The following is a 12,594-nucleotide window of genomic DNA, read 5'->3' on the forward strand; positions in this document are numbered from 1 at the left end:
TAGTAAAAATTAGAAAGGATCGTTAATATGACAGAAAAAGCAAAATCTTTTTTTGAATGGTTATTTGTAATAGGAATTGCCATTGTATTGGCATTACTGCTTAGAAATTTTGTAATTAGTACAACTCATGTTGAAGGAAATAGCATGAATCCTACAATAGAAAACGGAGATAGGATTTTCGTAAATAGAATGGGGATTTTTAAGAACAAATTAAAACGTGGTAATATTATAGAACTTCATGCACCAGATAAATCTGGCAGAGACTACATCAAAAGAATTGTAGCATTACCAGGTGATACCGTGGAATTAAAAAACAATAAAGTTTATGTTAACAATGAACAATTAAATGAAGATTATACAAGCAGTCCAACAACTCTTGTTTCTGGAGATAAAACGAAATGGGAACTAGGAGAGGATGAATATTTTGTGCTGGGAGATAATAGACTTCCTAGAGAATCAAATGATAGCAGAATATTTGGACCGATAAACAAAAAAGCCATAGTAGGAAGAGCTTTTTTGAGATATTTTCCATTTAATAAATTTGGTGTATTATAAGAAAAACTAATCTTGGATTTTCCAAGATTAGTTTTTTTATTGCTATTAGTTTGAATTTTGTTGAATAGTTCCACTTCTGTAAGCTTCTATTAAACTTTCCAAATCTTCGATTAATTCTAAGATTTCTTCGCCTTCATCTGTATCTTTTATTAGCATTCTCTTTGGAAATTCTTCTGTAATCGTAACCTCTGGAGTGTATGCTCCATGAACTGATTCCATCACTTGGAAATTCTTGTGTTTTGCTATCGCCAAGTGGTGGGAGTTAAATGTCAATGTGTATCCAGCAATACCTGTTTTCTTTTGATAAGCTTCGGAAATTCCGCCATCTATTACATAAGTTTTGCCGTTAGCTGACACTGGCTTTTCTCCATTTATACTTTTTACAGGAACGTGACCGTTGATTATATGTGAAGTTTCAGGATTCATATTGAATTCTTCAAATATTTTGTCTGCGTATTTTTCAATTTTACTTAAACTGAAATAAGGATTGCTAACTTCTTTTCTGACATCTTTGTCAGTGATGAAGAAATTTTCAAATGTTGATATCTTGCTTTTTCCAAACATTGGTGATTTTGGACCACACCACATATACCAGAAAAAGTCCAACGCAGTTTGTCTGTCAGGATCATTATCATTCATGTTCTTTGCGGAATTGATAATTCCTTCAAAGAAATCCAAAAGCGACTTGCCACTGTAACTATTAGATTGGTATGTGAATTCTTCAAAACTTCCGTCCTTATTCATAGGAATACATCCGTGGAAAAGCAAATTGCTGTTTGCTATTTTGTACACAGAACCATATGAGAACAAAAAGTCCATGTGTTCTTTTAATCTGTGACTTGTTCTGAATGATTTGGATATACATTCGATAACTTCTTGTTCACTTGGTGTTAATTCAAGAGGATTGTCAGGATTAATCGTTGGGAATTTTATATCCAAAAGAGCGTGTGACTTGCCATTTGCATCCTTGTAAATTCCGTTTTTGAAATCAATTCTTTCTAGGTATAATCTGTCTAATTGTTCGAATTCTGGATTTCTTTTAAAAAGTTGGTTCTCCAACTTGAATTGAATAATTGAAATAGCCTTGTGCATTCTCGCTGCATGTAGCAAATCAGTTTCTGAATGTTTATTGTCATCAAGTATTCTAACTTTGAATCGTTCACAAGGGTCATCGTAGTATGATTCATCTGCCAAAGTAGACAATAATCTCAAATTAATTCCATATCCATCTTCCAAAGACTGAAAGTTATTGTAGCTTATAGCGTTTCTGACGACATTACAAGCATTAACATAACTTCCAAGATATGCGCCCATCCATGTAACATCGTGGTTTCCGTATTGAATATCCACATCTTTTTTAGCAATAAGAGTATCCATAATAATGTCCGGTCTTTTGCCTCTATCGAAAATATCCCCGACAATGTGTAGCCAGTCAATGTTCAAATCTTGGATTAATTCACACAAATTTATTATAAAATCTTCACTAACCTCTATTTTAATGATGCTATCTAAAAGTTGATTGAAATATTCTTTTTTGTTCAACGATTCGTATTGAATGTTGAGCATTTCATCTATCAAATCTCTGTAGTAAAAAGGAGTTTGATTTCTGACTTTTTGTCTAGAATATTTGCTGGCAACTCTTTTAGCGATTCTTATAAGATAAAAAATCGTATCTCTTATCCATTTTTCTGTAAATTCATCGTTTTCCTTTGTAATATTGATAATTGTCTTAGGATCGTAAATTAAATTGGCCAACTGATTTTTCCTTGATTCCGATAATTTGTCTTTGAATTCAAGGTCAATTTTAATTCTGGTATTACCAGAAGCACTTTTAATAATTCTGTTGAAACTATCGTATTGTCCGTGCAAATCAGATAAGAAGTACTCTGTGCCTTTTGGTAAAACTGACAGAGACGTCAAACTGATTATTTTGTTGGCTGCTTGTTCAATCGTAGGAAATTCTTTTGCAAGTAATTTCAAGTATTTTAAATTGTTCAATTTTCTACCTCCATAATACTATTATATATGAACTCAGAAAAAAAGAAATAGTTTGCATATTGAAAAATGATTACAAATTTGATATAATTATAGGCGTAAAGATTTGTTATTTATCAAACAAATATTTTTTTACTTATTAATCCTACAAATCTAGTAGGAAATAAAAAAAGGAGGCAATATAATGAGTAAAATAGTTTTAATTGGAGCTAACCATGCAGGTACAGCTTGCGCGAACACAATATTGGATAACTACAAAGATGAAGAATTAGTAATTTTTGATCAAAATTCCAATATTTCTTTCTTAGGTTGTGGAATGGCATTGTGGATTGGAAAGCAAATTAAAGGTCCAGAAAAATTATTTTATTGTAGCAAAGAGGTTTTTGAACAAAAAGGCGCTACAGTTCACATGGAAACTAAAGTAGAAAACATCGACTACGACAAAAAAATTGTTTATGCAAAAGACAAAGACGGAAAAGAAATTCAAGAATCTTACGACAAATTGGTATTAGCTACAGGATCTCAACCAATTTTACCAGATATCGAAGGAATGGATTTGGAAAATGTTCAAAAAGTTAAAATTTTCCAAGATGCACAATCAGTCATAGACAAGATTAATCACGAAGATATTAAAAAAGTTGTAGTGGTAGGTGCAGGCTACATAGGAACAGAACTTGCTGAAGCTTTTAAAAGATTAGGCAAAGAATCAACATTGATAGAACACGGTAATACTGTTTTAAGAGGTTATTATGACGACAAATTCTGCAAGAAAATGGAAGAAAATCTTAAAAATCACGGTGTAAATTTAGTATTCAATGAAGAAGTTGTAAAATTAGAAGGAACTGATGGAAAAGTAAATAAGGTAATAACTGACAAAGCAGAATACGATTGCGATATGGTTGTTATGTCTATTGGTTTTAAACCAAACAGTTCACTTGCAAAAGATCATTTGAAATTAAACGATCATAAGGCGATAATCACTGACAAACACCAACAAACTTCAGATGAAAATGTATTTGCAGTTGGAGATTCAACAGTTATTTTCAATAATGCAACAGGAAAATACGAATATGTTGCATTGGCTACAAATGCTGTTAGAAGTGGTATAGTAGCTGGTCACAATGTTTGTGGAACAAAATTAGAATCAAACGGTGTTCAAGGATCAAACGGAATTAAGATTTACGATTTGTGCATGGTATCAACAGGTTTAACAGTTAGAAATGCTGAAAAATTGGGAATGGAAGTTGAATACACTGATTTCACAGATTTACAAAAGCCACCATTTATGGAAGAAAACAACAAAGAAGTTACTATCAGAATTGTTTACGACAAAAATTCACGCGAAATAAAAGGTTGCCAAATAATGAGTGAATATGATATTTCAATGATGATTCACATGTTCAGCTTGGCAATTCAAGAACACGTTACTATCGATAAATTAGCACTAACAGATATATTCTTCTTGCCACATTACAACCAACCATACAACTATGTAACTATGGCAGCTATTCAAGCGTTATAATCAAAAAAATTAGCGACTACTTTAACTAGTAGCCGCTTTTTTATTTAGCCAAGAGCAACATCCAAAATCATCATTATAATAAATCCAATTACAATTCCGTAAGTTGCTTGGCGTTCATATCCGTTGCTGTGAGTTTCAGGAATGATTTCGTCGCTAATTACAAAAAGCATTGCGCCTCCGGCAAAAGCCAAAATAAATCCCAAAATAGGTGAGAACCAAGTTACAAGTCCGTAACCCAAAAACGCACCTATTGGTTCTACTAATCCTGTAAATAATGCGATTAAGAATGCTTTTTTGACTGTGTAATTTTCTCTAACCAAAGACAAAGCAACAGCCAAACCTTCAGGCATATTTTGTAGACCAATTCCTATTGCGATTGGAAGCCCGTTTGCCACTGAATCTCCACCAAAGCCAACTCCAGTTGCCATACCTTCTGGGAAATTGTGAATTGTAATCGCAATTACAAACAACCATATTTTTTTCAAAGAATCTGAAGGATTTCCTTCAACTCTTTTGTCTAATAAATGCTCATGCGGAGAGTATTTGTCGATTATATCCAAAAACACAGCTCCCGCTAAAATTCCTAGTGAAGAGATTATAACTCCTCTAAAGCCTCCACCGTTTTCTTCAATACTAGGTAAAATCAGAGAAAAACAAGTTGCAGATAGCATGACGCCTGCAGCTGCCCCTAAAAATACATCTAACTTACCTTGACTTACATTTCTTGTGAAAAAAACAGGGATTGCTCCTACTCCGGTTAGAAGACCAGGAACTATTAACCCTAACATTGTCAATAAAAATGGGTCAATATTTTTCATCATTAAATCCCCCTTTAAAAATTTTAAAAATAAAATTTCTAATACTATTTTACTATGAATTCAAGAAATATCAAATATGATATAATATTAAAAGATTAAAATTGTTACCAAATTTAACCAAATAAAATATTACTCGTAGTATTAATAATTGAAACGAGGTATGTATGCAAGCTATTTATAGAAAATATAGACCGGATACTTTTGATAAAGTTTACGGACAAAAACACATAACAGATATTTTAAAAAATCAAATTGAAACCAAAAACATTTCTCACGCGTATATTTTTTCTGGTTCAAGGGGAACTGGCAAGACAAGTTGTGCGAAAATTTTTGCGAGAGCGATTAACTGCTTGGATTTGCAAGACGGAAATCCGTGTAATAAGTGTGAAAATTGTTTGAGTTCTTTGGAAGAATCCACATTAGATATTGTGGAGATGGATGCTGCTAGTAACAGAAGAATTGACGATATCAGAGAACTTAGGGATAAGGTAATTTATCCACCTACAAAATTAAAATACAAAGTTTATATCATAGACGAAGCTCACATGATTACTAATGAAGGATTCAACGCATTACTTAAAATCATGGAAGAGCCACCAAAACATTTGGTGTTCATATTAGCTACAACTGAAATCGACAAAATTCCACAAACTATTTTATCCAGATGTCAACGATATGAATTTAAAATGATAAATTCCAAGGACATTTCAGATAATATAAAATACATTCTGAACGATTTGGACAGAAAAATGGACGATGATGCGATTGAACTTATAGCTAACAAGGCAGATGGAGCTATGAGAGATGCTTTATCTATTTTGGATCAAGTATTAAGCATTGAAAAAGACAACATTACAAAACAAGATATTAATGATATACTTGGTATTGTCGACAACAAGGGGATTTTCAAACTAGTCAATAGTATAATAAAAAAAGATGCCAAAGAAGTTCTGAATGATTTGTACACGATATCACAAAACAAACCTGTTGAAAATGTTATGGATGAATTGTTGAATCATTTTAGAAACTTGTTGCTATCAAAAAATGGTCTACAAAACATAAGGCAAAACAACACACAATACAACGACGAATACAATGAACAATCCAAGCTCATAACGAATAGGCAAATCGTAGAAAGCATGTCTATTGTAATAGATCATCAGAAAAAGCTAAAACAAGCCGATAATCAAAAAGCTCTGCTTGAAATTTTGGTGATGAGACTTATAGATTACATTGATTATGATGATTTAATTGCTAGAGTAAACACATTGGAAGATAAGATCAATAATATTGAACAAAATGGAATTAGAATCAATTCTAATCAAAAAATTGACGACTTTGATGAAAAAATCGATAAAAATATCAAAAATTCACAAAAATCTTCCGAAAAAGAAGAAAAACAGGATGAATTATCCGATAAAAATGATATAATAAAGACTGATGAAAAAATCGACAAAGCAGACACAAATGATACTACTATTGACGATTCATTTGGAAAATTAAGAGAAGTTTTAAATGATTTCGATAAAGTTCCAAATGAAGTTGTAGACAATATTAAGGCTAGTTTGGAAAGTGATAAGTTAATTTTGAAGACAAATCAGTTGTATTTGTATACTTTGATTCCTCACAAGAAAGTTATCGAACAATTACTGAAACCGCATTATGATTTTAAAGTTTTGGATATACAAATTGATGAGGAGAAAGAGAAAAAAGAAAACGAAAACGTTAAAAAATTACAAAATTTGTTTGGAAATAATGTCCAAATAATTGAAAAATAGGAGGAATTATGGGAAATAAATTTAGAGGCGGAATGCCAGGCATGGGAAACATGGGTAACATGATGAAACAAATGCAAAAAATGCAAAGACAAATGGAAGAAACTCAAAAAAAATTAGAAGAAACTGAAGTTACTGCAACAAGTGGCGGCGGAGCTATTGAAGTTGTTGCCAATGGTAAAAAAGAAATAGTTTCTATTAAAATAGATGAAGATTTGGTGAAAGATGGAGATGTTGAAATGCTTCAAGATATGGTAATGGTTGCAGTTAACGACGCCATCAAAAAAGTTATAGACATGAGTGAGTCTGAACTTGGTAAAATCACTGGAGGAATCAACATTCCAGGATTTTAAATAAGGGGGGATAAATTTGTCACTATACCCTAAAGCAATGGACGAATTGATTAAGAATTTGTCCAATTTGCCAACTATTGGCAGAAAAAGCGCAAAAAGATTAGCTTTTAAAATAATAGATATGGACCCTAAAAAGGTAGATGAGCTTGTTGAAAGCATTGTAAATGTTAAAACAAATATTAAACCATGTGCAAACTGCGGAAATCTCACTGATAAAAAATTGTGTGATATTTGTTCGGATCAAAAAAGAGATAACAGTGTTATAACTGTAGTTGAGGATTCTATGAATGTAATTTCCATTGAAAAAACTAGAGAGTACAATGGGAAATATCATGTTTTGGGAGGATTATTATCCCCAAGAGATAATATTGCTCCACAAGATTTGAACTTGGAGAATTTGTTTTTGAGATGTAAAAAAGATTATGTCAAGGAAGTTATCCTAGCATTATCACCAACTACGAATGGAGATTTAACAACTAACTTCATAATAGAAGTTCTTAAAAATGAAGAATATAACGTAAAAATTTCTAGAATTGCAATGGGAGTACCATTAGGAGCCAATTTGGAATATTATGATGAAATGAGCTTATACAAGGCTATCTTGGATAGAAGAGAAATAAAATAATCATAATCTGCAAATCTTGTAGATTATGATTTCTTACGTTTAAATGTTTGTAATAAAGATGGAATGGAGGAAAATTTAATGGATTCAAATAGAATTAAAGAAGCAATCAAATTTTCGTCTCCGATTATGTTGGGATATATTCCTATAGCAATGGCTTTTGGATTGTTATGCAAAGGTCAAAACATCAGCATGTTGGATTCGATTTTGTTTTCTTTTGTTTTCTATTCTGGAGCAGCACAATTCATGGCAGTTGAATTATTAGGTGCTGGAGTGGGTATGTTTTCTATTGTGTTATCGGTATTTTTATTAAACTTAAGATTATTCATAATGTCGACATCACTTGGAATACATACTGAAAAAATAAATCCGAAAGCACTTCCTGTGATTGGATTTATGTTAACAGATGAAGCATTTTCAGTGATGAGCTTTAACAGAGAAAAACTTAATACGGAATTTGCGTTGGCAGTTGAATTAGGACCTTATTTGGCGTGGGGAATATTTACACCTGTGGGATATTTAATAGGACAATTAATGCCAAAATCAGTCCAAACATCACTTGAAGTTGGACTTACTGCGATGTTCATAGCACTTGTTGTACCATCGATTAAGAAAAGTTCAAACGGTTTGGTGGTTAGTTTAATTGGTGTATTAACTTATGCAATTATTTTTTATTTGAAATTTATACCATCTGGATGGGATATAATCCTAGCAATTATATTATCATCATACATCGGATTGAAAGTAATTATGAAAAGAGGTCAAAATGTATAATATAATTTTAATTTTATTATGTAGCTTAGTTACAGCTGTTCCTAAGATAATACCTCTTAAATATTTAAAAGGAAAACAACTTTCTAGACAAACCGCCGAATTTTTAAATATAATACCATATACATCATTAAGTATTATGGTTATAAGGGGAATTCTTACAGCTTCAAGCGAAATGTTAATTCCTACAATTGTAGCTTCAATCGTAGCGATTATTATAGCTTATTTGAAAGAAAATGTTGGACTAACAATTATATTAGCAGTTCTAACAGCATTTGTTTGTTTGAAATTTTTCTAAAAAAACCTTCTGTAGCTTAAATTCAAGCCGCAGAAGGTTTTTATTATTTAAAATTTTTTATTTCGAAAATATCATAAACGCATTCTTCATATGGGTGAATATCTTCGATAATTTGTATACATTTTTTGATATTATTTTCTGTCGTGCGAAATTCTAATTTGATTTCGTCAACTTCGTTGATAATATTTTTTTCGCCAGAAAAATTATTTGCCAAATTATTAGGCATGAAATGACCTTTTACTTTCGATGTAGTATAACAATAATCGTAATTTCCTATGGTTATAATTTTTTCTTGACCTAGTTTTTTTATTAACAAATCGACGTAATCTTCAGGAATGTACACATCTATTTTATATGTTATCATAAAAACTCCTTTTGTTCATGTTTATATATTTTCCATTCGGGTATATATATTTTACCAAAGAATTTAACGAAAAGGAGATTATTATGGATTTAAAATTGTATTACAAAGAAACTTGCCCATTCTGCAAGAAAGTTCTAAGATTTATAGAAAAAAAAGGAATTAAGGATGTTGAATTAGTAGACATCAAAGCTGATGAAGCTAACGAAAAATACCTTATCGAAAAAGGTGGACAAGACCAAGTACCTTGTCTTTTCATTGATGGAAAACCAATGTATGAATCAATGGATATTATAAAATTCTTGGACGAAAAATTCCAATAAAAATTTTAAAAATGCTACATACTAATGTATGTAGCATTTTTTGTATTGTTATTTTTGTAAAAGTTTACTATAATTTATAGAGAGAATTGCATCACTGTTTTTTATGATTATTTCTAGTTTTTATTAAGTACGTTATAGTATATAATACATAATATTATGTTAAAAAAAATAAGAGAACCTTCGATTAATCTATTCAACTTGATTATTTCGTTGAAATTTAAAAACATGATTATTAATGTGATTAAATAAATAAATCCTATTACTCTTTTTGTATTTTTGTATTTCATTAATACCTCCTTTTATATTAGGGAAAATAATAGTGAATGCAATTCTCATTTTCATTTTAAAAAAATGCCCTTGACTTGTCAATATTAATTATCATTTAAAATTTGGAAAAATTCGATTTTTGAATGTTATAAATATTTGATTATAATAATTTGAGCAATTTATGATAGAATAAATATCGTAATAAAAAATAGCAAATCTTTGGGATAGATTTGCTATTATTAAATAACATTGGCAAGTTCATATTAGGAGGATGAACAACCATTTATTGTTAACTACATACTATCATATATTTGTATTTAATAAGTTACAAATTGATTACGATTTAGGGAATTGAGGGGAAAATGAAAGTAGGAATTATAGGTGCGGGAGCTAGTGGAGTTTTTGCGGCTTTAATTTTAAAACAAAATTACATAGACACAACTGTTATCGAAAGAAATGCCAACGCTTTGAAGAAGATTTATGCAACAGGTAATGGTAGGTGTAATTTTACTAATAGAAATGTATCTTACAAAAACTATCACGGAGAAAACCCGAAGTTTACAATAAGTGCTATAAAAAAATTTGATAACTACGATGTTATAGAATTTTTCAATGATATGGGAATTCCCGAGGTTGAGCTTGAAAATGGCAAGATTTTCCCGAAAAGTTTGCAAGCTTCATCAATCGTAAAACAAATGATGTGTTTGGCAAATCATCTGGAAGTAGAATTTATTTTCGATAGTTTCGTTGATGATGTTAGAAAAAACGGCAATGTTTTTGAAGTAAAATCCAATGATTCAATTTACAAGTTTGATTATTTAATCGTTGCTTGTGGGTCTAAGGCTTACAAGAAAAGTGGGTCTGACGGAAATGGATACATTCTTATGAAAAAATTGGGACACAATATCGTGAAAACTCATCCAGGAATTGTGCAATTGAGGCTTAATGGAGATAGTTTCAAAAAAATGAGCGGAACTAAATTCAAGGCTAATGCGAAGCTTGTAGTGGACGGAAAAGAAGTTTTTGAATTTTATCACGATGTTTTGTTTACTGATTACGGAATTAGTGGACCAACTATTTTGCAGTTATCAGGTGAAGCTATCAGAGCTAAAAACAAGGGATTAGATGTCAAAATAAGAATAGATACTGTGGATTTGGATGAGAATAAATTGTACGAACACTTAATCTACATAATATCTTTAAATTATTATAAGAAAATAAAAGAGTTGTTGGTAGGCTTGATTAACGATAATTTGATTGAAGAAGTTTTGAATCAAGCAGGTATAAATTATGATATTAATGTGTGCGAGCTAAGCAAGGAAGAAATTTACAAATTAGCACACACTCTTAAAAATTTGGAATTTAGTGTTAGTGGATACAAGGATGAGGATTCTGGTCAGATAACTTGTGGTGGTGTCGACACAGATGAAATCAATCCTTCTACTATGGAATCAAAAAAAATTAAAAATCTGTACATTATTGGTGAGATTATGGATGTCGACGGAGATTGTGGTGGATACAATCTTCAATGGGCTTTTTCATCGGCGTATTCATGTGCGATGTCTATAATTAAAAAGGAGAGCTAAATGAATAAAATGCAAAGAAAACTTGTTGACTTAGATAACCACGGTCAAAAAGTTAGAGTAGGTTTGGTTGGTTGTGGCAAAATGGGATCAGGTCTTGTAAGTCAGTTGAGTAGAATTAAAGGAATGAGACCTTCTGTTATTATAGATAGACACGTTGACAAGTGCGTGACTGCTTTGAGAAAGGCAGGCGTAAAAGATGTGGATATTGTCAAAACAACTGATTTGAAAGTTGCAGAAAATGCTATTAAAAATAATTCGTTCGTTGTCAGTGATGATTATACTTTGAGCTACAAGTTAGATATGATTGATGGAGTAATTGATGCGACAGGAAATCCTCCATTTGGAACACAACTTGCAGTAGAAAGCATTGAACACGAAAAACATACTATTTTATTAAATGTAGAATGTGATGCTGTTGTAGGACCAATTTTAAATGAAATGGCAAAGAAAAAAGGCGTTGTATACACTGGATCTGCTGGAGATGAGCCAGGAGCTATAATCCAACTGTCAGATTTTGCACTTGGATTGGGATTCAAATTATTAGCTGTAGGTAAAGGCAAGAACAATCCATTGGATAATTACACTAATGAAGATATTTTGAGAGAAGAAGCTTTGTCAAAAGGACTGGTTCCAAAAATGTTGACATCATTTGTAGATGGAACTAACACTATGATTGAACTTACAGCCGTAGCAAATGCATTGGGATTTACTCCTGATGTTTTGGGTTGTCATGGAATTACAACAAACATTCACGACATCGCAGACAAATTCAAATTAAAAGAACAAGGCGGTATTTTAAATAATTACAATATAGTTGATTTTGCGTTTGGAGTTGCGCCGGGAGTTTTTGCAATTGTTACTCACGACACAAACGAGGTTCACGATTTGATGGAATATTTGTCAATGGGTAAAGGACCGAACTATACTTTGTACAGACCATATCATTTGACAAGTCTGGAAACTCCACTTACAATTTACGATGCAATTGTAGAAAAAGAACCTACAATTTATCCAAAATACGGTCAAGTTTCTGATACAATCACAGTTGCAAAAAGAGACATCAAAAAAGGCCAAAAAATTGAAGGAATTGGTGGACACGATTGCTTCGGTAAAATAACATCTCACAAACATCAAATGGAAAATAATTTGTTGCCAATGCCTATCATCACAGAAAAAACTACAGCGAAAGTGGATATACCAAAAGATACATTGATTACTTATGATATGGTTAATTTGGATGAAAATCATATCATCACAAAACTTCGTAAAAGACAAGACGAATTGGGATTGTAAAATTATAAAAAATTAGAATCAGCCGATAAAAAAGTTTTTGCAAAACTTTAAAATC

The 12,594-nt window shown here is 31.4% G+C and carries 13 protein-coding genes; 10 read left to right on the forward strand and 3 right to left on the reverse strand.

The features are described 5' to 3' along the window. The first annotated feature begins 27 nt into the window (after positions 1-27). Entirely contained in the window at positions 28-555 is a 528-nt protein-coding gene (gene lepB / locus ACLUJM_RS06505) for a signal peptidase I (RefSeq protein WP_294685740.1), read from the forward strand. A 45-nt stretch (positions 556-600) separates the two neighbouring features. Here the strand turns inward: lepB and ACLUJM_RS06510 are convergent, their stop codons facing one another. After that, the gene (locus tag ACLUJM_RS06510) at positions 601-2,553 is read right to left on the reverse strand and encodes a fructose-1,6-bisphosphatase (protein WP_294685739.1); all 1,953 of its coding nucleotides are present in this window, start codon (positions 2,551-2,553) and stop codon (positions 601-603) included. Positions 2,554-2,734: 181 nt separating this feature from the next. On the opposite strand from ACLUJM_RS06510, the gene nox reads away from it, so the two are divergent. Continuing rightward, a complete protein-coding gene (gene nox, locus ACLUJM_RS06515; RefSeq protein WP_294685737.1) occupies positions 2,735-4,072 on the forward strand; it encodes a H2O-forming NADH oxidase in 1,338 nt (445 codons plus the stop codon). A gap of 44 nt (positions 4,073-4,116) precedes the next feature. Here the strand turns inward: nox and ACLUJM_RS06520 are convergent, their stop codons facing one another. Beyond that, positions 4,117-4,893, reverse strand: coding sequence for a ZIP family metal transporter (locus tag ACLUJM_RS06520; RefSeq protein WP_094206949.1), 777 nt, complete (start codon positions 4,891-4,893; stop codon positions 4,117-4,119). A 161-nt stretch (positions 4,894-5,054) separates the two neighbouring features. Between ACLUJM_RS06520 and dnaX the strand changes: the two genes are divergently transcribed. The 5 genes from dnaX to ACLUJM_RS06545 all read left to right on the forward strand — a co-directional run bounded on the left by dnaX (position 5,055) and on the right by ACLUJM_RS06545 (position 8,709). Continuing rightward, positions 5,055-6,668, forward strand: a complete 1,614-nt coding sequence (gene dnaX, locus ACLUJM_RS06525) for a DNA polymerase III subunit gamma/tau (protein WP_412412488.1) — start codon at positions 5,055-5,057, stop codon at positions 6,666-6,668. Positions 6,669-6,676: 8 nt separating this feature from the next. Beyond that, complete coding sequence (locus tag ACLUJM_RS06530; RefSeq protein ID WP_294685733.1) at positions 6,677-7,018, forward strand: YbaB/EbfC family nucleoid-associated protein; 342 nt, start codon at positions 6,677-6,679, stop codon at positions 7,016-7,018. A 16-nt stretch (positions 7,019-7,034) separates the two neighbouring features. Then, positions 7,035-7,643, forward strand: coding sequence for a recombination mediator RecR (gene recR, locus ACLUJM_RS06535; protein ID WP_294685731.1), 609 nt, complete (start codon positions 7,035-7,037; stop codon positions 7,641-7,643). A 78-nt stretch (positions 7,644-7,721) separates the two neighbouring features. Next, positions 7,722-8,414, forward strand: a complete 693-nt coding sequence (locus ACLUJM_RS06540; protein WP_294685730.1) for an AzlC family ABC transporter permease — start codon at positions 7,722-7,724, stop codon at positions 8,412-8,414. Then, positions 8,407-8,709, forward strand: coding sequence for an AzlD domain-containing protein (locus ACLUJM_RS06545; protein WP_002838595.1), 303 nt, complete (start codon positions 8,407-8,409; stop codon positions 8,707-8,709). The genes ACLUJM_RS06540 and ACLUJM_RS06545 overlap by 8 nt, the downstream gene beginning before the upstream one ends. A 43-nt stretch (positions 8,710-8,752) precedes the next feature. Here ACLUJM_RS06545 and ACLUJM_RS06550 read toward each other — a convergent pair whose 3' ends face one another. Further along, positions 8,753-9,073 (reverse strand): hypothetical protein, encoded by a 321-nt coding sequence (locus ACLUJM_RS06550; protein ID WP_294685728.1) that lies wholly within the window; start codon positions 9,071-9,073, stop codon positions 8,753-8,755. Between the two features lie 83 nt (positions 9,074-9,156). On the opposite strand from ACLUJM_RS06550, the gene ACLUJM_RS06555 reads away from it, so the two are divergent. The 3 genes from ACLUJM_RS06555 to ACLUJM_RS06565 all read left to right on the forward strand — a co-directional run bounded on the left by ACLUJM_RS06555 (position 9,157) and on the right by ACLUJM_RS06565 (position 12,539). Further along, entirely contained in the window at positions 9,157-9,393 is a 237-nt protein-coding gene (locus tag ACLUJM_RS06555; protein ID WP_035109230.1) for a glutaredoxin family protein, read from the forward strand. Positions 9,394-10,022: 629 nt separating this feature from the next. After that, positions 10,023-11,246 carry an NAD(P)/FAD-dependent oxidoreductase gene (locus ACLUJM_RS06560; RefSeq protein ID WP_294684458.1) on the forward strand — a complete coding sequence of 408 codons (1,224 nt, stop codon included), beginning with the start codon at positions 10,023-10,025 and terminating at the stop codon, positions 11,244-11,246. Further along, entirely contained in the window at positions 11,247-12,539 is a 1,293-nt protein-coding gene (locus ACLUJM_RS06565; RefSeq protein WP_294684459.1) for an NAD(P)H-dependent oxidoreductase, read from the forward strand. Positions 12,540-12,594: the final 55 nt, after the last annotated feature.

It is taken from the genome of Finegoldia sp. (assembly GCF_046991905.1).
Classification (GTDB): Bacteria; Bacillota; Clostridia; order Tissierellales; family Peptoniphilaceae; genus Finegoldia.

Excerpts from the sequence above, each read along its gene's own strand:
- ACLUJM_RS06530 (WP_294685733.1), top strand. The coding sequence starts at position 6,677 with ATGGGAAATAAATTTAGAGGCGGAATGCCAGGCATGGGAAACATGGGT.
- nox (WP_294685737.1), top strand. The coding sequence starts at position 2,735 with ATGAGTAAAATAGTTTTAATTGGAGCTAACCATGCAGGTACAGCTTGC.
- ACLUJM_RS06520 (WP_094206949.1), bottom strand. The coding sequence starts at position 4,893 with ATGATGAAAAATATTGACCCATTTTTATTGACAATGTTAGGGTTAATA.
- ACLUJM_RS06545 (WP_002838595.1), top strand. The coding sequence starts at position 8,407 with ATGTATAATATAATTTTAATTTTATTATGTAGCTTAGTTACAGCTGTT.
- ACLUJM_RS06565 (WP_294684459.1), top strand. The coding sequence starts at position 11,247 with ATGAATAAAATGCAAAGAAAACTTGTTGACTTAGATAACCACGGTCAA.
- ACLUJM_RS06555 (WP_035109230.1), top strand. The coding sequence starts at position 9,157 with ATGGATTTAAAATTGTATTACAAAGAAACTTGCCCATTCTGCAAGAAA.
- ACLUJM_RS06540 (WP_294685730.1), top strand. The coding sequence starts at position 7,722 with ATGGATTCAAATAGAATTAAAGAAGCAATCAAATTTTCGTCTCCGATT.
- ACLUJM_RS06550 (WP_294685728.1), bottom strand. The coding sequence starts at position 9,073 with ATGATAACATATAAAATAGATGTGTACATTCCTGAAGATTACGTCGAT.
- lepB (WP_294685740.1), top strand. The coding sequence starts at position 28 with ATGACAGAAAAAGCAAAATCTTTTTTTGAATGGTTATTTGTAATAGGA.
- ACLUJM_RS06560 (WP_294684458.1), top strand. The coding sequence starts at position 10,023 with ATGAAAGTAGGAATTATAGGTGCGGGAGCTAGTGGAGTTTTTGCGGCT.
- dnaX (WP_412412488.1), top strand. The coding sequence starts at position 5,055 with ATGCAAGCTATTTATAGAAAATATAGACCGGATACTTTTGATAAAGTT.